We start from the raw sequence: 19,579 nt of genomic DNA, 5'->3' as shown, positions 1-19,579 counted from the left end.
CCTCCTTTGTTTAATTTGAATAACCTCAACCGGCAGTTAAGCCGGTGGTTGCGTCCCATTTTTGTCAGCCTGCTTATCGCGATCAACCATTTCGTTTAATTCCTTTAAAAAGACATTCACATCCTTAAATTGGCGATAAACACTGGCAAACCGAATATAAGTAATTTCATCTACATCAGCCAATAGGGTCATCACGTATTCGCCGATCACTTGTGAAGCCACTTCATTTTCACCTAAGGCCCGAATTTTATTTTCCACTTCATCAACGATCTGGGTCATTTGTTCCATAGTCACAGGGCGCTTTTCAGCCGAACGAATCAACCCGCGCAGAATTTTTTCGCGATTAAATTCTTCCCGAGTGCCATTTTTTTTGATCACTAATAATGGTGTCTGTTCCACTCGTTCAAAAGTGGTGAAGCGAAAGTTACAATTCTCGCATTCACGGCGCCGGCGGATCACCCGGCCTTCATCGGTGGGCCGTGAATCAACGACCCGGGAACCATTATGATGGCAACGCGGACATTGCATATTGGACACTCCTTCGTTTAACTTGCTCATTTTAACTTGACGATGTTCACTTTATGAAAATTATACCATTCAATGACTTAAAAGCGCGTTTTAACCGCTGGTCTGCTAAAGAAAAAAGGTCAGGACTAGGCCTCACCTTATTTCAGTAAGTCATATTGCGTTAAAAAGTTTACCACTTGTTGCTTAGTGACTGCAAGGGGGCCATTATTGTCGATTACAATATCCGCCAACCGTTTTTTAGCGGTTAGCGACCACTGACTCGCAATTCGTTGCTGGGCAGCTGTTTTGTCTAATTGATCGCGGGTCATTAACCGCTGCAATTGCGTTGCTGCATCCACGTAAACCACCATGGTCAGATCACAAAGCAATTGATATTTAGCTTCAAACAACAACGGAATATCCAACACGATCAGGGGGACTTGTTGCTGCTTCAAAGTCGCTAACTTGGCCAGAATTGCTTGGTGAACTAGGGGCCCAGTGATCGCCGTTAATTGTGCTAGCTTAGCTTGATCAGCAAAAACGATCCGGCCTAATTTTTTCCGATCCAAGGCCCCGCTAGCCGTTAAAATTGCTGGTGAAAACTGCTGCACGATTTGGTGTAGGCCGGTGGTACCTGGCGCGACAACTTGCCGGGCGATCACATCGCCATCAATGATCGGATAGCCATAGTCACTTAACCACTGACTGACAGTTGATTTACCACTGGCGATACCGCCAGTTAAGCCTAGCACTAAAGTCATGAGGCGTTGACCTGACTTTCGGGTAAGATTTGACAGTGCGGGCAAAAATGAGTGCCACGCTGTGCAACCTTGATTTTTTCTATGGTCACCCCACACCGTTCACACGGTTCGCCTTCTCGTCCGTAAACATGTAAGGAGAGTTGAAAACCACCGGTGGCCCCATAAGCATCCGTATAACTTCGAATCGTGGTTCCTTTGGCTTGGATAGCCTTAGCAATTTCGGCAATAATATTATCGTGGAGGACTTGGATCTGTTGATCACTAAGTGTATTGGCTGGCTGCAATGGGTGGATCTGGCTCAACCATAACACTTCATCCACGTAAATATTGCCTAGACCAGCCACCACGTTTTGATCAAGTAACGTTGGTTTAAGCGGCTTTTTGTGTTTGCGCAAACGCTGAGCAAAATCAGTCACATTAAAATCAGTTGCCGTGGGTTCCGGGCCTAATTTGTTAAGTCCACTTACTTGTGCTTCACTACCTGTTTTGATCAAAGTCATGCGGCCAAACTTACGGGTATCTAAATAGCGCAAAGCCGTACCATCAGTAAAATTAAAGATCACGTGGATATGCTTGGTGATCTCCTGATCTTGCGGAGTGACCCGGTACTTACCCTCCATTCGTAAATGGGAAACCAACGTTAAGCCAGCACTAAGCCGAAATAACAAATACTTGCCCCGCCGATCAACTTCTTTAAAGGTTTCCCCAACTAGATCGTTGGCAAATTGGGCGCTATCACCGTTAATGATTTTGCCCCAGCGGACCTCAACGTTAGCAATGGTTTTATTTAAAATTAAACCGCGCAATCCTTGACGCACAGTTTCAACTTCTGGTAATTCTGGCATCTGCTCACCTAACCTTTTTTAACATCGTACCAAGTTGGACCGCTACCATAACCGACCTTCATTGGGACTTCTAATTTAACGGCCGCATCCATCACTTGGGGCACTAATTGCGCTAACGTTGCAATTTCCGCTTCCGGCGCTTCAAAGATCAATTCATCATGGACCTGCAACAACATGGTGGCCTGAAGTTGATGCTCCCGCAACGCCGTTTGCATATTCAACATTGCCACTTTAATAATATCCGCCGCGCTCCCTTGAATTGGGGTGTTCATAGCGGTGCGTTCAGCAAACGACCGCAAATTAAAGTTTTTCGAGTGAATATCTGGCAAATAACGGCGCCGATGGAACAACGTTTCTACGTAACCATATTTTTTAGCCGCCGCGACGATGTCTGCCATATATTGCTTAACGTTAGGATATTCATGGAAATAACTATCAATATAAGCCTTTGCCTGCTTACGCGTAATACCTAGATTCTGGGACAAGCCGTAATCACTGATCCCATAGACGATCCCAAAATTAACTGCCTTGGCCTGACGGCGCATATTAGGTGTCACCTCATTGGCATCATCTAGGCCAAAGATCCGCATGGCAGTACTGGCATGAATATCGGCGCCTTCCGTAAAGGCCGCCTGTAAGTTGGTATCGTGCGAAATATGGGCCAACACCCGCAATTCGATTTGTGAGTAATCAGCGGCAAAAATCTGCCAACCCTTTTCCCGTGGTACAAAAGCCTGGCGAATTTGGCGCCCATCTTCATCACGTACCGGAATGTTTTGCAAATTAGGATCAATGGAAGATAGGCGGCCAGTCGCCGTCAATGTCTGCAAATAAGTGGTATGGATCTTGCCATCTTCAGGGTGGATCACTTTTAACAGACCATCAATATAAGTTGATTGTAACTTAGTCAAGCCGCGATAATCCAAAACATCACTGGCGATCGGTGCGATCGCCTTTAATTGTTCCAACACTCCGACTGCTGTTGAATAGCCTGTTTTGGTTTTCTTGATCACCGGTAAATTCATTTTTTCAAATAAGATTTTGCCTAATTGTTGGGAAGAATTAATATTGAATTCTTCTTCAGCTTCTGTATAAATCTTCTTTGTCAAAGTGGTGATCCGAGCGGCAAAGTCCTTACGCAGTTCCCCTAATTTAGTTTGGTCGACCCGAATACCTGCGATCTCCATTTGCGCCAAAACGATGGCCAACGGGAGTTCCATTTCCTTGAACAGCCCATCTTGTTCATTTTCAACTAGCTGCTGATCTAACTGCATCTGTAATTTTTCGATGGCCTGGGCTTTTTGCGCTAAATGCCGATACAACACTTGTGGATCTTCTGGCAATGCGCGTTTAGCGCCTTTTCCGTAAACTTCTTCGTCAGTTGCCACATCGTGGTATTGGTGTAACTGCGCAATTTTGCCTAGATCATTACCGCTATCATTGGGATTTAACAAGTAAGATACTAGTAACAAGTCAAAACTGATTCCCGCCAACGTGATCGCTAAGCGATTCAACCCAACATAGGTCCGTTTGGCATCAAAAACTAATTTAGCCTGTTGCGGATCAGCTAAAAACTGTGCAAACGCTGGCAATTGCAAAAGCTTGACATCCCGACTGACATACCATTGCCCTTTTTGTCCGATCACAAAACCAGCAAAGTCCGCCGTATGATAATTCGGTGCCAACATTTCCAGATAAAAAGTGACTGGCCCAGTAAAACTTGCCAAAACCGCCGGCACCGCCGCAGCCGTTAATTCTTGAAATTCGATTGCCGCACGCTTTTGCTCCGCTTCTGGATCCGCTAATTTACTCAAAAATGAATTGAAATCCATTTCTTGATAGAAGCGGCGCAAAGCGGTGAGATCACGGCCTTGATACACTAAATCGGCTAAACCGATCGTCAACGGTGCATCCTGGCGAATCGTTGCTAAGTCTTTACTTAAGAAAGCCTGCTCCCGATCAGCTTCCAAATGTTCTTTCATTTTGCTAGGCTTCATTTGGGCCAAATTTTCATAAATACCTTCAACGCTAGCATACTGTTTGAGCAATTTGATCGCTGTTTTTTCACCAATTTTAGTGACGCCAGGATAATTATCCGATGTATCACCAGCTAACCCCTTCATATCAATGATCTGCCGCGGCGTTAACTCATATTTTTCTGCCACGTGCGCCGGCGTGTACGCCTCCAACTGATTGACCCCTTTGATCGTAACGTTCACGGTTACATCAGCCGTTGCCAATTGGGTCAAGTCACGGTCACCAGTCACAATATCAACTTTAAATCCTTGCGCTGCCGCTTCTTGAGCTAAAGTTCCAATAATATCATCGGCTTCAAAATCAGTTAGCTCATAAGAACAGATACCATAGGCCGCCAGTAAATCACGTAAATGCGGTAGCTGTTCGGACAATTCACTAGGCGTTTTATCCCGCTGCCCCTTATAATCACTAAATTTGGCGGTACGGAAAGTTGTCCGCCCCGCATCAAAAGCCACCAGTACATGAGTTGGCGCAAATGATTTCAGCACCACGTCCAACATCGTATTAAAAGCGTAGATCGCATTAGTGTGCAAACCGTTGTGATTAATAAACGTATTGATCTGTGAGTGTAAGGCAAAAAAAGCGCGGAAGGCAACGCTGTTACCATCAATTAATAATAAATGTTTATCACTGGCCATATTAAGCTCCTTAAAATTTCAGCAGTAACTCACTTATGTGTAGTCGCAGAATCTGGTGGAACCGAAACTAATTTCAAGCCACACTCTAAGCAAATTTTCACGTACTTAACGTTTCATCCACTTATATTTTAACAAAAAAAGTCGTTCTTTGCTGTAAATGAAAGATGATATCACCGGAAAATGATCATTTATGCTGACGCCGTCTTATCTTAGGTTTAAACGTAAAAAAATTCCGCCTGAAATTAAATTCAAGCGGAATGATTGCTGCAGCGTTTTTACAACTCACTCAGTTATCGCTACTCCCACCAATACCAAAGATACGTAAGAAGAATAGGAATAAGTTAATAAAGTCAAGGTACAATTGTAATGCACCCATGATCGCTAAGCCGTTTAAATTAGTTTGCCCAGCATTTTGCAGGTACATTGTTTTGATTCGTTGGCTATCCCAAGCAGTTAAGCCAATAAAAATGATCACACCGATAAAGGAAAAGATATAATCGACCATCGGGTTACGCAAGAAAATATTGACTACCGTGGCAACTAACAAACCGATCAAAGCGGCAAAAGCCATCTGACCGATCCCCGCCAAATTACGTTTAGTCAACGAGCCATACAAGGCCATTGCCGCAAAGGTCGCGGTCGCCGCCACAAAGGCAGTGGTAATATTAGCGACACTGTAAAAAGACAGTGTTAGAGCTAAGGTCAAGCCGTTGACCACCGCAAATGCCATAAATAAGACAAACGATAAGGCACCGCCACGACTTGCACGAAAACTAGTCCCCATCACAAAGGCTAATTCGAGAAAAATCAGGGCGTACAACATAAGCGGATTATTACCGATCAAAGTAGCGAACTGCACCCGATAAAGCGTTAATGCTAAAAATGAAACTAAGGCAGAAACAGCCACACCTAAGCTCATATAACCATAAACTTTAGTCAAATACTGGCCCAAGCCGGCTTCATTCACGATCACATTTCTTGGTTGTTCTTGCATGCTATACTTCCTTTCTACTTCACATCATAGGTTGCTGATTAGTACGACGGTTACGGTTGCTGGCCATTCAACTAACGGCGCAATCCGCCGAAACAGGACGCCATTTCACAACAGCGATCATCTTACTCCGTATTGTAACAAATCACTGCGACTGCGCAACTATTTAGTTGTTTTTCAAACTTGAATCACTGAGCAATGCTTCGTACGCTTTTTCATATTTCTGAACATCGCCAGCACCCATGAAAACGACCACGTCATTATGATATTCCAATAAGGCCGACATATTGTTTAAATGTAAAACGGTGCCGCCTTTACTAATTTTAGCGCCAAGATCAGCACTGGAAACTTTACCGTCATGTTCCCGTGCCGAACTGAAAATTTCGGTTAAATAAACGACGTCAGCTAAACTTAAACTTTTAGCAAAGTCATCCATGTACGCGATCGTCCGCGAGAATGTATGTGGCTGGAATACAGCAATAATCGTTTTATCTGGATATTTCTGCCGGGCAGCATCTAATGTTGCTTTAATCTCAGATGGATGATGCGCGTAATCGTCAATAATGGTCATATCCGCCATTTTCCGTTCGGAGAAGCGCCGTTTGACCCCTTGGAAGGTTAACAGTTCACGGGCAACTTCAGCATGGGGAATTTTTTCCATATGGCTGACGGCGATCACCGCTAAACTATTGAGCACATTATGTTCCCCAAATAAATGGATCACATAATGGCCTAAGTTTTCATCATGATAGTAAACATCAAATTCGGAACCATTCACAGTCCGCAGAATATTCCGCGCTTGAAAATCGTCACGATCACTAGTGCCGTAATAGTAAACGGGCACGTTAGTTTTCAATTGGCGCAATTCAGGATCATCACCCCAGGCGAAGATACCTTTCTTGACTTGATCAGCCTCAGTTTGAAAAGCGCTAAAAACGTCATCAATGCCGTGATAATAATCAGGATGATCAAAATCAATGTTAGTCATGATCATATAATCCGGCGCTTGCGCCAAAAAATGACGACGATATTCGTCGGCTTCAAAAACGAAAAATTGAGAATTTTTAATACCTTTACCAGTACCGTCACCCACTAAAAAGCTGGTTGGGGCAATACCCCCTAAAACATGTGCTAATAAGCCTGTAGTACTGGTTTTACCATGGGCACCAGCAACACCAATGCTGGTATGGCCGGCTAATAATTCGCCAAGTAATTCAGGATAATGAATAATCTTTAAATTCAATGCTTTAGCAGCTTTAATTTCTGGATGGGTGTCTTCAAACGAATTTCCGGCGACGATCGTCAAACCAGCATGAATATTTTCCGCCGCAAAAGGCATGATCTTGACACCAGCCTTTTCTAAACCGCGCTGGGTAAACGTATATTGATCAATATCGGAGCCTTGGACTTGATACCCTTCGTCGTGCAAAATCAACGCTAATGCACTCATTCCTGAACCTTTGATACCAACAAAATGATAAATCGTATGACTATCCACTACAAAAATCCCCTTTTTCATTATGATCGGCTTTGCGATCACCTTTAATTCATATGCTCTTGATACTGGGCTAAATCTTCTGGCGTAAAGTAAACGTCACGTGGCTTGGAACCACTGGCCGGTGAAATTAGCTTACGCTGCTCCAGACTATCAATCAAATTAGCCGCGCGATTATAACCAATGGAAAAAACACGCTGCAATTTGGAAGTGGAAACTTGGGCTTCATTCGCGATGTAGTCCAAAACTTCCGGGAAAATCTCATCTTGATTTTCCGTTGCTTCAACCTTTTCCAACAGACCTTCCGGCTCAAATAAATAATGGGGCGGCAATTGCTGCTTCACAAACGCAACAATTGGATCGATTTCACTTTCCGCGTAGGTCCCCTGGATACGAAGTGGCTGACTTTGACCATTGCCAAGATATAGCATATCCCCACGGCCTAACAGTCGCTCGGCGCCACCTTGATCAATGATCGTACGCGAATCGATTTGGCTGGAAACCATAAAGGCGATCCGCGTAGGAATGTTATTCTTGATCGTCCCGGTGATCACGTCAACACTAGGCCGTTGGGTCGCCACTAACAGATGGATTCCAGCCGCCCGTGCCTTTTGGGTAATTCGCACAATATAATCCTGTACTTCACTAGAAGCCACCATCATTAAATCAGCTAATTCGTCAATGATGATCACGATATAGGGCATTTTCTGGCCATAATCGTGGTGACTACTTGCTTTAGCGTTAAATTGTTCCAAATTACGTACTCCGGCGGCCGCTAATTTCTGATAGCGATTCTCCATTTCGTCTACCGCCCACTTCAAAGCTGCTGCCGCCGCCTTGGGATCCGAGATCACCGGCGACAACAAATGGGGCAGCCCGTTATAAGGCGCTAACTCAACAGCCTTAGGATCAATCAGCAACAACTTGACCTCACTGGGTTTTGCTTTAAATAAAATTGATAAAAGCAAACTGTTAATGAAGACACTTTTACCAGAACCTGTTGCACCTGCGATTAAACCGTGGGGCATTTTAGCGACATTGGTGACCATCGGTTGCCCAAATAAATCGACCCCTAACGCTACTGTCAATGGTGATTTACTTTCCTGAAACTTAGTAGACGCCACCACTTCAGATAGCATAACCGGCCGCGATTTCAAGTTTGGAATCTCAATGCCCACCGTTGATTTACCAGGAATCGGTGCTTCGATCCTAATGTCTTTGGCAGCTAGCGCCAATTTTAGATCGTCACTAAGGTTCGTAATTTTACTAACTTTGACGCCACGTGCAAGACTAACTTCAAATTGGGTTACCGCTGGACCGATACTCCAACGACTGACGGTTGCTTGAACATTAAAGGCCTTCAATGTTTCATTTAACACCGTCCGCTGTTGCTCGACCCACGCCTTCATTGCACTGCTATTGTCTTTTACCGGCTCCGGTAAAAGTGAAAACGGTGGCAACTGATAATGCTGATCATCTAATGGTGCTTGTTGTTTTAACTTTAGCTGGGCTTTAGCATCATGCGTATCACCCACGGTATTAACCGCCTGGTGTAGCGGCGCTGATTCTTGCGGTCGTTGTACCGCTGCTGTTTCCTGACTATCTGGCGCAACGGAAGAAGGGGTATTAGCGGTAACCGCGGCAATAACCTGACGCCAAGATGGCAAGTCACTGTCAGGTGCAGTTGTAGCAACTGATTTTGCAGCTGCCGACTGACTGGTAGGTGCCGCAGATTGTGGTGGTACCGTTTCCGCAACTATTGACGATTCAGCTGACGCAACAGGGGCCACTGTGCTGGACGGTTGCCTTATTGCTGCTGGCGCCGCGGATTCAGAAGTTGCTGCTACTGCGCTTATTGGCGCTACACTTTCTGCCACCGCAGTGTTAGCACCGACTGCTTCCGCTGATTGGGTACTTGTGGGTTCTGTAGCTTCAAAGCGATCCATTGCGGGTTCACTAGTTGCCGCAGCCGAAACGGCAACTGCGGGCGACGTAACCGTGGCTGTTGCTGCCGTAATGGTCTGCTCACTGGCCAAAACAAAAGTTGGTTCTGCAGGATCACTTTCCGCCACCGTCGGCGGTGTCGCATCACCAAATAACAAATAACTAGCGGCAGGTTTGGTTAAAACGGTCACCAAATGGGCTAAATAAATTTGCTCGTCAGTTTGTGGCCGTTGTTGCCGCGACTGCGGTATATATTTAGGCGTGAAGCGATGATTACGATTACCTAGTGTACGCTGAGCTGGTAATGGCTGCCGTGACCGCCGTTTAACTGCAGCAACGGGAGTAACCGGCTGCGGTGCCGTTTCTTTTGCGGTTGCCACACTAGCTTGGCGCCGTAAGAACGCTGGTCCATCATAATGTTCCACACAACTACCCCCTTCTTGATTTATTCTGCTGCATTTTGCGCAGCAACAACCGCTGCTGCTTGTTCAAAGTTAAACGGCGTACCTGCAGCAGTGGCGGCTGGCATCACTAAAATACCGTGACGTTTAGGCGCATGCGGTAATGCAAGTTCCCGCGCGGCACAGATCATACCGTCACTGGTCACACCGCGTAAAGCCCCAGGCCAAATAATTTGCCCATTCGGCATCATCGCCCCAATTTTAGCCACGATCACTTTTTGTCCTTGCGCCACATTAGGCGCACCGCAAACGATCTGCAACGTTGCTCCATGATCGACTTCGACTTGGGTCACTGATAAATGATCAGAATCAGGATGAGCCACAAGTTCCTTAACGTATCCGATCACAAATTTAGGACTGAGATCCGCCACTAATTCAGCAGCAAAACTAGTAGCCGTCAATAATTGATTCAACTGGGCCACTTGCGCTTCGGTTAAGAAAACCTGTCCATTACCAGTTAAATCTGGTAAATACTGACTGATATGAAAAATATTATAACCTAGCGTTTGCTTATTAATTGCATCATAAATACGGACTACATCTCCTTGTTGCTTAGTCGCTTGGCGATTGGCACTATCTGGCGCCACCAATAAAATTAATGTGTCCGCAAATGCTGCCGAATTTAAACTTGAAATTAACATGATTCTCCCTTTCCTATTCCGAACTAGAACGTGGCATAAAAGGCGCGCCCCTTACCGGCATTGCCCTTTTGAGCCACGTTTGATCAAGCCATTGCTTACTGGTTTTCTGGTTGGCTCCGAATCACCAACACATCAGTCGGCGCTTCACGTACAATTGTTTCTGCAAATGAGCCTAACATGAAACGATCAAGTGCTGATTGGCCTGACTGACCGACAACGATCAAATCAGCCTTTTGCGTCTGCAGCAGCGTTCGCGCCGTACCCGTTAAAATCGTGGTCGTCACGTTAAGCACACCAGCCGCTAACGCTTGGTGGCGCGCCGCAGCCAGCTTTTCTGTAAATGTTGCCTGTTCTTTAGCGTGGGCTTGTGCCACCAATTCTGCGGTGCTACCCACTTGTGGTGAATACTCGATCACATGGATCAAACGCAATTCCGCCTGATCACGCTGTGCTAAACTGATTGCCTTTTGTAGGGCCTTGGCTGCGGGACGGCTACCATCGATCCCAATGATAATGACATGATATTGTTGCACCTATTTCATCTCCAGCCTATACTTTGACTTAAAACTAGGAGGTCAGCATATGTCTCATCAAACAACTGTGAAATTTACTAGTGGTACCTTATTATTACTTGCTAGTGGTGTCTTAAGTCAACAATTATGGCGCACCTACCGTGGCGCCCAACCGCAACGTTTACTTAAGCAACTAAAACATGAGCTTCGGCAGCAAGGAACGATCACAGGTGCTTGGATCGAATTTACCCCGCGGCGTTACCGCCGGCACTGGGTTTACCGTGGTGGCATTACCCAAGCTGGTCAGCCCCGTCGTGAATACCGTTTTCTGATCACACCCACGGGTCACCATATTGGCTACTGGCGAACACTTAATGCGTAAAATGAGCAACTAATAAATAAATAGGGTGGCCCAGTTGACTAAAACGTTGCTCGTACTCAGTTTCAATATTTTCAGTCACTTCACTGTGATGTAGATCAAGTGATAACTCATCAAACTGCATACCAAACTGATTGAAACTGATCACTGAAAATTCAAACAAACCACGGTTATCGGTTTTAAATTGTAAGGCGCCATTAGGTTGTAAAATCGTTTGGTACATGGTCAAAAATAATTGATGCGTCAACCGCCGTTTAGCGTGGCGATTTTTGGGCCAAGGATCAGAAAAGTTTAAATAAATTTGCGCGACTTCATTAGCTGCAAAGAAATCAGTTAGCTCACCACCGTCAGCCTGGATCAAATATAAATTAGGTAGCTGCGCCACCAATTGTTTTTCCAAGATCATGATCACCACAGACGGCTGTAATTCAATTCCGATAAAATTGCGCTCAGGATGGGCCTTAGCCATTTCTACAATGAACCGCCCTTTTCCAGAACCAACTTCAATACTGATCGGCTGGGCACTGGCAAATTTACTTTGCCAGTGCCCCTTAAATTCTGCCGGCGTTGTGGTGATGTATTGCGGGTTAGCGGCAATTTCGCCGGCAGCCCGGGGTTTGTTTCTTAAACGCATGTGTAACCTCATTTTCTTTTTATCCAGCGCTGGTTCTTTGTGCAAAATTACAGCGCCTAGTTTGTTTTGCTGTATAACCGCTTAACTGTAGAAACGCATTTTTTAAAACGCGCGCCGCTATTTCTCATAAAAAAGGGCTGGAACGTAACGCCTGTTACCGCTCCGGCCCCATCTATCCCTATTGTCCTGACCGCGTGGTAAACAACGCACGTAGTTGGAGTAGTGCTTGATTCATTTCATGATAGCGTTGTTCATTGTAGAAACGCTTAACTCCTAATAGTAGGTTTAAAAAACCATACCATTCGATCCGCTGAATAATGTTGGCATCACTGGCAATACCGTAGTCGCATAACCACCGGTTCCACTGCGTTCGCGGTACATACTGGCATAAGATCGTACTCAGATCAAAGGCCGCATCAGCAAACATCGCATCATCCCAATCGACAATGTACAATCGTTGTTGCTCGGATAATAACCAATTTTTGTGATTTAAATCCCCATGGCAGACTTCCAATTGTTCTGGATCAAACACTGGCTTGTTCTGGATCAAAAAGGTCAAAACCTGTTTTAATAACGGGTGCCGACGAAGATCCGAGGATAAATTTAAATAATACTGTTGTAAGAAATGGTCTGAATTAACGGTCAAGCCACCTACACGCTGTAACATTTTCTTCAGTAGCTTTGAGCGGTGCACACGTGCAAGTAGCTTAGCCACTGCAGTATCCGCCATTTCGGCACGCGTCAATGTCCGGCCGTTCAACCATTCTTGGGCCGTTAACACATCCCCGCTGGAGATCCGTTTGGTCCAGATCAGCCGCGGCGAAATACCTTCCATTGACAAGGCAGCCAAAAAAGGCGAGGTGTTGCGCTTGAGAAATATTTTCTCCTGTGCCCGCATCCCCACGAAGGCGGCTCCGGTACTGCCACCTGCTGGTTGGATCTGCCACCCAGCATCTAAATCAAAGTCCATCGCCACACCCCCTTTTTCCAATAAAACCCACACTTCGTTTCAATCACTATTTTACTGGTCAACAAAACTAACGTCAAGCCACTGAGCAGCCTTATTTTGTTTGCCGCAAACGTTGCGGAAAATAAACTTGCGTCAGCAGGAAAACCGCTGCTAATTCAACGATGACAAATAGTCCCCACTGACTTAATGTGTGATTAAATACGATCACGGCCGCAAAGACAACGGCCTGTAGCAATAATAACCCCTGCACTAAATGCTGAAATGAACGCAATTTTTGTATCGGCGCCACTGGATATAAATGAACCAGTAAGTTTTCATTAAATATTTGGTAAAACGGTAATAATTGAAACCCGACTAAATAGAGAAAAATAGCGCCGGTCAAAGCAGCGACCCACCATACTGGGATAAACCATAAGATCACGGCACCTAACACTAATAGGCGTAAATATAGGCCAATATATTCGCTACCCCGAAGAAACTCCCGCAAGTACAAATAACTAAAAGTTTTAGCTTGGCCACCTTTTGTCCACCGCAATAATGGGTCCAAATAGACCCGGCGATGAACCTTCCCACTTAATTGCGGTACATCAGTGAATAAATTGATCAGCCGGTACAACTGTAACATACGCGAATTTTCATTTTTCACCGCGAACTGCCACTGAAAAACCGCAGTTGCCAAAATACGGGGGATCAACCAGCGCAAGCCCACTTCACCGACCGCCACCAACACGATCCCGGCCCAAGGACTCACCCACAAACTAACCGCTAAGATCACAGTTGCCGTACCATAAAACAAACCGCGCCGAATATTGACCTGTTGCGGTATGGCCGTATAACTGGCTAATAATTGCAGCCACAACTGTCCATCCTTCAACGCCAACAATACGGCGAATAAGCCTAGACTATTAGCTGGCGTCAGCGTCGTCGCCACCGCTTGAAACGGTAATAGCGCGCCTAAACAAAGCGCAAATACGGCGGCCGGTAACCACAGACTATACCGCCGTGCCGCCAATAAATAAGCTAGCAGCGCACGTTCCTTAGGCAGTAGAAACAATGTATCGGCATCTTGTAGTAAAGTCGCCCACCGACCAAAACTGAGTAAAACTAACAATACCACTAAGATCAGTGGCTTAGCCCACCAAAGCGGCCCCTGCAATGTATCTAAAAGATTGGAATAACTGTAAGCCAACGCACCAATAAAAATAAAAACGGCGATCATAAAGAATTCATTAAAAACATAACGCGAGTACTTAAGCATTTCTTTATGGTGTTGTCGTAACCGCTGTTGCCATAATTGTTTCATTGTGCCGCCTCGTCGATCATTTTGAAGTAAATATCATCCAGATTAGCATCATTCATACCGAACTTCTGCTTCAATTGCGGCAAAGTTCCTTGCGCGCGAATCGTACCCTCGCTAAGCAAAATAAAAGAATCGGCGTACTGCTGTGCGGTGGCCAGGACATGGGTCGACATTAACACCGCTGCGCCGCGGGCCTTTTGCTGCTTGATCACATTTAATAGATCCCGGATCGCCAACGGATCTAATCCTGTAAAGGGCTCATCAATAATGTAAAGCTCTGCCGGAACAATGAAGGCGCACACGATCATCACCTTTTGCTGCATCCCCTTAGAAAAGTTAGCTGGAAACCAATCTAACCGTTTATCCAAACGGAAACGAACTAACAGATCACTGGCTTGCTGCCAGGCCTGCTTAGCATCCAGATCGTAAGCCATGATCGTTAACTCGATATGCTCCCGCAAAGTCAATGCCGGGTACAACACCGGTGTTTCAGGAACAAAAGCCAGCGCTTTGCGGTAAGCTTCTGGGTCACTGGCCAAGCTTACACCATTTAATTTGATCGTCCCTTTTTGCGGGGTCAAAATACCGATAATATGCTTGATCGTCGTCGATTTACCAGCACCGTTTAAGCCGATCAAGCCGACGATCGTTTGTTCGGGAATCGTAAAATTAAGGTCTTTTAAAACGGGAACATGTGAATAGCCCCCGGTTAAATGTTCAACTTCTAAGCTCATAGATCAGGTTGACTCCTTTTTAAGTTCGGCCAAATACTACCACCAAACGTTTATTGATTTGCTTATAATTATAGCATGAACTACAGGCGCACTAAAAGTAACGCGGCGCATTTACTAAGACTAAGGGCTGATTTAAAACACCACCCGTGCTTTTGTTTGCAGGCTTGTACGGAACGTTTTTTCCCGGCAACACGCCTACCAATACTAGTTCAATTTAGCGGCCAAATATGGTAGCATGAAGACAACTCCAGAAAGAAGGCTTTCCCTTATGGCATACGATGCAGATTGTATTTTTTGTAAAATTATTCGCAACGAAATTCCTAATACCTTGGTCTACGAAGACGATGTTGTCAAGGCCTTTCTCGATATCACGCAAGGAACACCCGGCCATACATTAGTGGTTCCTAAAACCCACGTTCCCGATATTTTTGCGTATGATGCTGAATTAGCGGCGGCCGTTTTTAGTCGGATTCCTAAGATTGCGCGCGCCATCAAGGCTAGCGATCCAGCGATCAGCGGTATGAACATTGTGAACAATAATGGGCAGATCGCCTACCAGTCAGTATTTCATTCTCATTTCCATTTGATTCCCCGGTACAGTGCCGCCGATGGCTTTGGAATGACCTTTGCGGACAATAGCGCGGCCTATACCCCAGAAAAGTTACAAGCCATTGCGGCTAAGATCAGTGCTCAGTTCTAACTAGCAAAAATAGGTTTACTGCTCGGATTCAATTGTAACCGATTAATAATTTAAGGAGGTACGGCGATGAAACATTTTAGTAGTGGCTTATTGCTTGGCGCAGTTGCTGGTGGACTTTACGCTTTGTTCACCGCTAAACGTAGCGGTCGGGAAACACAGGCCCAGATCAAACACTACATTGACGGTGTTACCGAAGGCGCTTTAGCTGTCAACGATAGCATCACTAAATTACGTCAGGCCGCTACCGTTTTAGCCAAAGAAGGTAGCGGCAATGCGACCGCCACTGTCCAAGAACTACAACAATTATTTACTGATTTTAATTTTCAAACGGCAGCACCGCTCAAACGCGCCAAAGACGCTAGTGAAAAGTTACAGCATGATCTTGGCCCGATCATGCCCCAAGATACAAAAGACTAACGCGGGGCTTGAACTTAGTTTAGTTTTTTAGCATGCCCACATTTTCTGAACAAACAACAAGGTTGTGCCCTAATAATTGAGGTCACAACCTTTTTTTGAACTGGACATCTCCGTAAGGCTACCTGATCCCATATTCTCGCTTTCATTGACGAATTTATTGAGATCCTGCAACTATCAGCGTGATTTATTGAAGTTTTCATGAAGAAATCAATCGATATTTTAAATCTAGGTGTGGTTATGGTATATTAAGGCTTGTGAGTTTCAGAAAAAATTTTATAAGGATGTGCTATGCATGCGGAAAAAATGGCTATTGTCCATTGTGGGCGTTTTACTAGCCGTTACTCTAGCCGGCTGTGGTAACAAAACTGTTGCAACAACCTCTGGCGGTAATGTGACCCAAAATGATTACTACGATGAGATGAAGAAATCTTCTAGTGGTAAGCAAGTCTTACAGCAATTGATTTTGAATAAAGTTTTGGAAAAGGAATACGGCGACAAGGTCTCCAAGGCTAAAGTCACTAAACAATACAATGCTTATAAGAGCCAATACGGTTCATCATTTAGCTCAGTCTTATCCCAAAACGATATGACCGCTTCCAGCTTTAAACAAAATCTGCGCTCTAACTTATTGTTGGAACAAGCTGTTAAGGACAACGTTAAGATCACCAACGCACAGTTGAAGAAGCAATGGAAGTCTTATCAACCAAAGGTTACCGTTCAACATATCTTAGTTGCTAAGAAATCAACTGCTGAAACGATTATTGCTGAACTGAAGAAAGATAACTCAGCTGCTAATTTCAAGAAATTAGCTAAGAAGTATTCAACTGATACCAGCACTAAGTCCGACGCCGGTAAGTTACCTGCCTTTGATTCTACTGATACTAGCTTGGATTCAACCTTCAAAAAGGCCGCATTCAAACTTAAAACTGACCAGTACACAACTACCCCAGTTAAAACACAATACGGTTACCACGTTATTCGGATGATCAAGAACCCAGGTAAAGGCACAATGAAGTCACATGAAGCAACTTTGAAAGCACAAATCTATTCTGCTGATATGCAAGATAGCACAGTGTTGCATAATGTGATCGTTAAGGTCTTGAAGAAGGGTAATGTTGAAATCAAGGATAGCGACTTGAAGAACGTCTTGTCTGGTTACACTAAAGAAACAAAAGCTAGCTCAAGTAGCTCGTCAGCTACTTCAAGCAGTGAATCAAGTTCAAGTGATTCTAGCTCAAGTTCTAGCGATTCCAGTTCTAGTGCTTCAAGCTCCAGTGCATCGAGCTCATCAAGTTCAAGCGCTGCTAGCTCATCATCATCTAACTAAAACTGATTTAAAAAGCGTTTAGCATCCAATTGCTAAGCGCTTTTTATGTGCCCTTTTATCATTGGCCGTTATTTAACGGCTGGTTAGCTCGCTTAAACTAACCTTGGTGATCATTTTTTCATTTCCGCTGCTAACCACGAGCGACTTTTATTCATTAAATTTTAAATTACGGCTTTAATCGTTTTCTAATTTAGTTTAAACTAGAACTTAACTATTTATTCTTGTTAGGGAGTGAGCGCTTGGGTCCAGAATTAACTTTTCGCAGTGGCTTGCACGATGTTGTACCAACGACCTTTGGTTATATTGGTGTTGGCTTAGCTTTTGGCGTGGTCAGCCGCACCAGTCATTTATCTTTGTGGACGGTTTTATTAATGTCATTAGTGGTCTATGCCGGGTCCGCCCAATTTATTATCACCAGCATGCTACTGGCCGGCAGCCCGATCTCCGCGATTGTTTTCTCCGCCTTTTTGGTCAACTCCCGGATGATCCTAATGAGTACCTCAATGGCGCAATATTTTAAGCGCTACTCATTAGCTACTAATGTCGGTATTGGTTCCTTATTGACAGACGAAACGTTTGCCTTGGGGATGAATAAACTAAACGATACCGGCCATAAACTTACCCCTGTTTGGTTCAACACCGCGAATGTGGTTGCCTATTTGGTTTGGGCGGCGGCAACTGTGGCTGGTGCCTTGATCGGTAATCTGATCACCGATCCCAAAGCATTCGGGTTGGATTTTGCTTTAGTCGCCATGTTTCTCGGTTTACTTTATTTACAAATGATCAGTGATCGTAGTAAAAAACTTGGTTTACAATTAGCAGTCGTTGCTTTTGTCGCTGTGGCCGTTTATGGCCTATTAATTTTTTTGTCGGCTAATTTTGCCCTACTAGGTGGCACATTACTAGGCTGTCTGTTCGGAATGGTGGTGGCACGATGGCGTTAACAGGTTATGTTTTTTGGACGATCATTGGCTGTGGCGTAGTGACTTGGCTGTCACGCGTGATCCCCTTTGTTTTAGTCAAACAATTTGAACTACCGCGTTGGTTGGTGGAATTTCTATCTTTTGTGCCGGTGGCGATCATGACTGCCTTGGTGGTGGAAAATCTATTTGTCGCTCACCCAGGCCACCTGCCAACTTTAAACCTCGGTAATACTTTGGCCACCTTGCCAGCATTAGTCACGGCGATCATCACTAAAAGTCTATTGGCGATCGTTGTGGTCGGTATTGCCGCAATGGCACTGGTTCGCGCATTGGGTTGGGGCTGAGCACCGGCAAGACTTCACGTTAAATAATAAAAAGGTTCCAGCTATGCTGGAACCTTTTTATTTATCCTTAGGCTGATAAAAATTACGATTATTCATGCCGAAAACACGTTCAGAAAAGCTACCAGGTTCAGTATGGCGTAATGTCGTCGTCATCATCTGCATCGAAGCGTCTAAATTATCGATTTGGTGCAAAACTTCAGCCTCGATCACTTCAGGCTCCACTGGCGAACCGTATTCACGTAAACCATGGTGCGCTAAAATAACGTGGCGCAATAACAGCATATCCTCGCTAGCTGCATCGATTTTCAGCGCCGTACAAGCGCGGACGATTTCTTCATCAACGATCACAATATGCCCTAATAAGTTTCCGGCCACCGTGTATTGCGTCGCCACTGGTCCAGTCAATTCCACCGTTTTGCCGATATCGTGCAGGATCACGCCGGCATACAATAGTGGCCGCTTGAGCTCGGCGTATTCATCACAAATAGCCTTAGCTAAATGCAACATCGTGATGGTATGGAAAGCTAACCCACCTTTGAAAGCATGGTGATTGGTTTTAGCCGCCGGATATTCTAGGAACTCTTCCTGGTGCCGCGCCATGACCCAGCGGACCACTCGATTCCAATTGGCATTGGTGATCGCAAAAATAGCTTGGTTCAATTCTTCACGCAATGTGCTGGCACTAACCGGTGCTTTAGGTAAATAATCTGCTACCTGCTCATTTTCATCTGGCGTGGCCACCCGTAATTTATGAATCTTGATCTGCGGCTTCCCCTGATATAGTTCACGCTTACCACTTAAAAAGATCACTTCACCGGCTTGATACAATTCGATATCGGCATCACTGGCATCCCAAAATTTACCGGTGATCGTTCCCGAAGTATCTTGAAAAGTGAAGGCAATAAACTTTTTACCATTTTTAGCCACTCGTACATCTGCTGTTTTAACCAAAACGAATAACGCGACTTCTTCATTATTTTGGTAATCATATAACTGTTTATCGGCCACAGTGAGGGCCT

At 44.9% G+C, this 19,579-nt stretch carries 20 protein-coding genes; 6 read left to right on the top strand and 14 right to left on the bottom strand.

Translation table 11 applies throughout. The features are described 5' to 3' along the window. Nucleotides 1-36 precede the first annotated feature (36 nt). From nrdR to FFM78_RS01135, 9 genes are all read right to left on the bottom strand, one after another. Nucleotides 37-528, bottom strand: coding sequence for a transcriptional regulator NrdR (gene nrdR, locus FFM78_RS01175; RefSeq protein WP_137636611.1), 492 nt, complete (start codon nucleotides 526-528; stop codon nucleotides 37-39). A 137-nt stretch (nucleotides 529-665) separates the two neighbouring features. After that, nucleotides 666-1,268 (bottom strand): dephospho-CoA kinase, encoded by a 603-nt coding sequence (gene coaE / locus FFM78_RS01170; protein ID WP_137636610.1) that lies wholly within the window; start codon nucleotides 1,266-1,268, stop codon nucleotides 666-668. Continuing rightward, nucleotides 1,265-2,113: a DNA-formamidopyrimidine glycosylase gene (gene mutM, locus FFM78_RS01165; protein WP_137636609.1), complete on the bottom strand. Its 849-nt coding sequence runs from the start codon at nucleotides 2,111-2,113 to the stop codon at nucleotides 1,265-1,267. Before mutM ends, coaE begins: the two co-directional genes overlap by 4 nt. 8 nt (nucleotides 2,114-2,121) lie before the next feature. After that, nucleotides 2,122-4,788, bottom strand: a complete 2,667-nt coding sequence (polA, locus tag FFM78_RS01160; protein WP_137636608.1) for a DNA polymerase I — start codon at nucleotides 4,786-4,788, stop codon at nucleotides 2,122-2,124. A 286-nt stretch (nucleotides 4,789-5,074) separates the two neighbouring features. Beyond that, on the bottom strand, nucleotides 5,075-5,782 hold the full coding sequence (locus FFM78_RS01155) for a Bax inhibitor-1/YccA family protein (protein WP_137636607.1): 708 nt from the start codon (nucleotides 5,780-5,782) through the stop codon (nucleotides 5,075-5,077). A gap of 163 nt (nucleotides 5,783-5,945) precedes the next feature. After that, a complete protein-coding gene (gene murC, locus FFM78_RS01150; RefSeq protein WP_137636606.1) occupies nucleotides 5,946-7,277 on the bottom strand; it encodes a UDP-N-acetylmuramate--L-alanine ligase in 1,332 nt (443 codons plus the stop codon). Between the two features lie 44 nt (nucleotides 7,278-7,321). After that, nucleotides 7,322-9,643, bottom strand: a complete 2,322-nt coding sequence (locus FFM78_RS01145; RefSeq protein WP_137636605.1) for a DNA translocase FtsK — start codon at nucleotides 9,641-9,643, stop codon at nucleotides 7,322-7,324. 20 nt (nucleotides 9,644-9,663) lie between these two features. Then, a complete protein-coding gene (ytpR, locus tag FFM78_RS01140; protein WP_137636604.1) occupies nucleotides 9,664-10,320 on the bottom strand; it encodes a YtpR family tRNA-binding protein in 657 nt (218 codons plus the stop codon). A 95-nt stretch (nucleotides 10,321-10,415) separates the two neighbouring features. Then, nucleotides 10,416-10,853: a universal stress protein gene (locus FFM78_RS01135; RefSeq protein WP_137636603.1), complete on the bottom strand. Its 438-nt coding sequence runs from the start codon at nucleotides 10,851-10,853 to the stop codon at nucleotides 10,416-10,418. Nucleotides 10,854-10,902: 49 nt separating this feature from the next. Here FFM78_RS01135 and FFM78_RS01130 point away from each other — a divergent pair, with 49 nt between their 5' ends. Continuing rightward, nucleotides 10,903-11,214 carry a hypothetical protein gene (locus tag FFM78_RS01130; protein ID WP_137636602.1) on the top strand — a complete coding sequence of 104 codons (312 nt, stop codon included), beginning with the start codon at nucleotides 10,903-10,905 and terminating at the stop codon, nucleotides 11,212-11,214. Here FFM78_RS01130 and trmB read toward each other — a convergent pair. From trmB to FFM78_RS01110, 4 genes are all read right to left on the bottom strand, one after another. Further along, nucleotides 11,204-11,845 carry a tRNA (guanosine(46)-N7)-methyltransferase TrmB gene (trmB, locus tag FFM78_RS01125; protein WP_137636601.1) on the bottom strand — a complete coding sequence of 214 codons (642 nt, stop codon included), beginning with the start codon at nucleotides 11,843-11,845 and terminating at the stop codon, nucleotides 11,204-11,206. The two genes, FFM78_RS01130 and trmB, sit on opposite strands and share 11 nt — an antisense overlap. Nucleotides 11,846-12,023: 178 nt before the next feature. Continuing rightward, complete coding sequence (locus FFM78_RS01120; protein WP_137636600.1) at nucleotides 12,024-12,815, bottom strand: phosphotransferase family protein; 792 nt, start codon at nucleotides 12,813-12,815, stop codon at nucleotides 12,024-12,026. A 91-nt stretch (nucleotides 12,816-12,906) separates the two neighbouring features. Further along, a complete protein-coding gene (locus FFM78_RS01115) occupies nucleotides 12,907-14,118 on the bottom strand; it encodes an ABC transporter permease (protein WP_137636599.1) in 1,212 nt (403 codons plus the stop codon). After that, entirely contained in the window at nucleotides 14,115-14,849 is a 735-nt protein-coding gene (locus tag FFM78_RS01110) for an ABC transporter ATP-binding protein (protein ID WP_137636598.1), read from the bottom strand. Before FFM78_RS01110 ends, FFM78_RS01115 begins: the two co-directional genes overlap by 4 nt. Nucleotides 14,850-15,117: 268 nt before the next feature. On the opposite strand from FFM78_RS01110, the gene FFM78_RS01105 reads away from it, so the two are divergent. The 5 genes from FFM78_RS01105 (at nucleotide 15,118) to FFM78_RS01085 (ending at nucleotide 18,560) form a co-directional block, all read left to right on the top strand. Further along, nucleotides 15,118-15,549, top strand: a complete 432-nt coding sequence (locus tag FFM78_RS01105) for an HIT family protein (RefSeq protein ID WP_137636597.1) — start codon at nucleotides 15,118-15,120, stop codon at nucleotides 15,547-15,549. Between the two features lie 66 nt (nucleotides 15,550-15,615). Next, the gene (locus tag FFM78_RS01100; RefSeq protein ID WP_137636596.1) at nucleotides 15,616-15,966 is read left to right on the top strand and encodes a YtxH domain-containing protein; all 351 of its coding nucleotides are present in this window, start codon (nucleotides 15,616-15,618) and stop codon (nucleotides 15,964-15,966) included. 292 nt (nucleotides 15,967-16,258) lie between these two features. Continuing rightward, nucleotides 16,259-17,293: a peptidylprolyl isomerase PrsA gene (locus FFM78_RS01095; protein WP_137636595.1), complete on the top strand. Its 1,035-nt coding sequence runs from the start codon at nucleotides 16,259-16,261 to the stop codon at nucleotides 17,291-17,293. Between the two features lie 239 nt (nucleotides 17,294-17,532). Next, nucleotides 17,533-18,237 (top strand): AzlC family ABC transporter permease, encoded by a 705-nt coding sequence (locus tag FFM78_RS01090; protein WP_137636594.1) that lies wholly within the window; start codon nucleotides 17,533-17,535, stop codon nucleotides 18,235-18,237. Further along, on the top strand, nucleotides 18,228-18,560 hold the full coding sequence (locus tag FFM78_RS01085) for an AzlD domain-containing protein (RefSeq protein ID WP_137636593.1): 333 nt from the start codon (nucleotides 18,228-18,230) through the stop codon (nucleotides 18,558-18,560). Before FFM78_RS01090 ends, FFM78_RS01085 begins: the two co-directional genes overlap by 10 nt. 57 nt (nucleotides 18,561-18,617) lie before the next feature. Here FFM78_RS01085 and FFM78_RS01080 read toward each other — a convergent pair whose 3' ends face one another. Beyond that, a complete protein-coding gene (locus FFM78_RS01080) occupies nucleotides 18,618-19,568 on the bottom strand; it encodes a 3'-5' exoribonuclease YhaM family protein (protein ID WP_137636592.1) in 951 nt (316 codons plus the stop codon). Nucleotides 19,569-19,579 lie beyond the last annotated feature (11 nt).

The sequence above is a fragment of the Loigolactobacillus binensis genome, from assembly GCF_005405165.1.
In the GTDB taxonomy this organism is placed as follows: Bacteria; Bacillota; Bacilli; order Lactobacillales; family Lactobacillaceae; genus Loigolactobacillus; species Loigolactobacillus binensis.
Note: the sequence above shows the minus strand (reverse complement) of the source record. Positions and strands in the feature narration are given on the sequence as shown.

Bases quoted from the DNA above. Each gene is read 5' to 3' on its own strand.
- nrdR (WP_137636611.1), bottom strand. From the start codon at position 528: ATGCAATGTCCGCGTTGCCATCATAATGGTTCCCGGGTCGTTGATTCA.
- coaE (WP_137636610.1), bottom strand. From the start codon at position 1,268: ATGACTTTAGTGCTAGGCTTAACTGGCGGTATCGCCAGTGGTAAATCA.
- mutM (WP_137636609.1), bottom strand. From the start codon at position 2,113: ATGCCAGAATTACCAGAAGTTGAAACTGTGCGTCAAGGATTGCGCGGT.
- polA (WP_137636608.1), bottom strand. From the start codon at position 4,788: ATGGCCAGTGATAAACATTTATTATTAATTGATGGTAACAGCGTTGCC.
- FFM78_RS01155 (WP_137636607.1), bottom strand. From the start codon at position 5,782: ATGCAAGAACAACCAAGAAATGTGATCGTGAATGAAGCCGGCTTGGGC.
- ytpR (WP_137636604.1), bottom strand. From the start codon at position 10,320: ATGTTAATTTCAAGTTTAAATTCGGCAGCATTTGCGGACACATTAATT.
- FFM78_RS01130 (WP_137636602.1), top strand. From the start codon at position 10,903: ATGTCTCATCAAACAACTGTGAAATTTACTAGTGGTACCTTATTATTA.
- trmB (WP_137636601.1), bottom strand. From the start codon at position 11,845: ATGCGTTTAAGAAACAAACCCCGGGCTGCCGGCGAAATTGCCGCTAAC.
- FFM78_RS01120 (WP_137636600.1), bottom strand. From the start codon at position 12,815: ATGGACTTTGATTTAGATGCTGGGTGGCAGATCCAACCAGCAGGTGGC.
- FFM78_RS01115 (WP_137636599.1), bottom strand. From the start codon at position 14,118: ATGAAACAATTATGGCAACAGCGGTTACGACAACACCATAAAGAAATG.
- FFM78_RS01110 (WP_137636598.1), bottom strand. From the start codon at position 14,849: ATGAGCTTAGAAGTTGAACATTTAACCGGGGGCTATTCACATGTTCCC.
- FFM78_RS01105 (WP_137636597.1), top strand. From the start codon at position 15,118: ATGGCATACGATGCAGATTGTATTTTTTGTAAAATTATTCGCAACGAA.
- FFM78_RS01100 (WP_137636596.1), top strand. From the start codon at position 15,616: ATGAAACATTTTAGTAGTGGCTTATTGCTTGGCGCAGTTGCTGGTGGA.
- FFM78_RS01095 (WP_137636595.1), top strand. From the start codon at position 16,259: ATGCGGAAAAAATGGCTATTGTCCATTGTGGGCGTTTTACTAGCCGTT.
- FFM78_RS01085 (WP_137636593.1), top strand. From the start codon at position 18,228: ATGGCGTTAACAGGTTATGTTTTTTGGACGATCATTGGCTGTGGCGTA.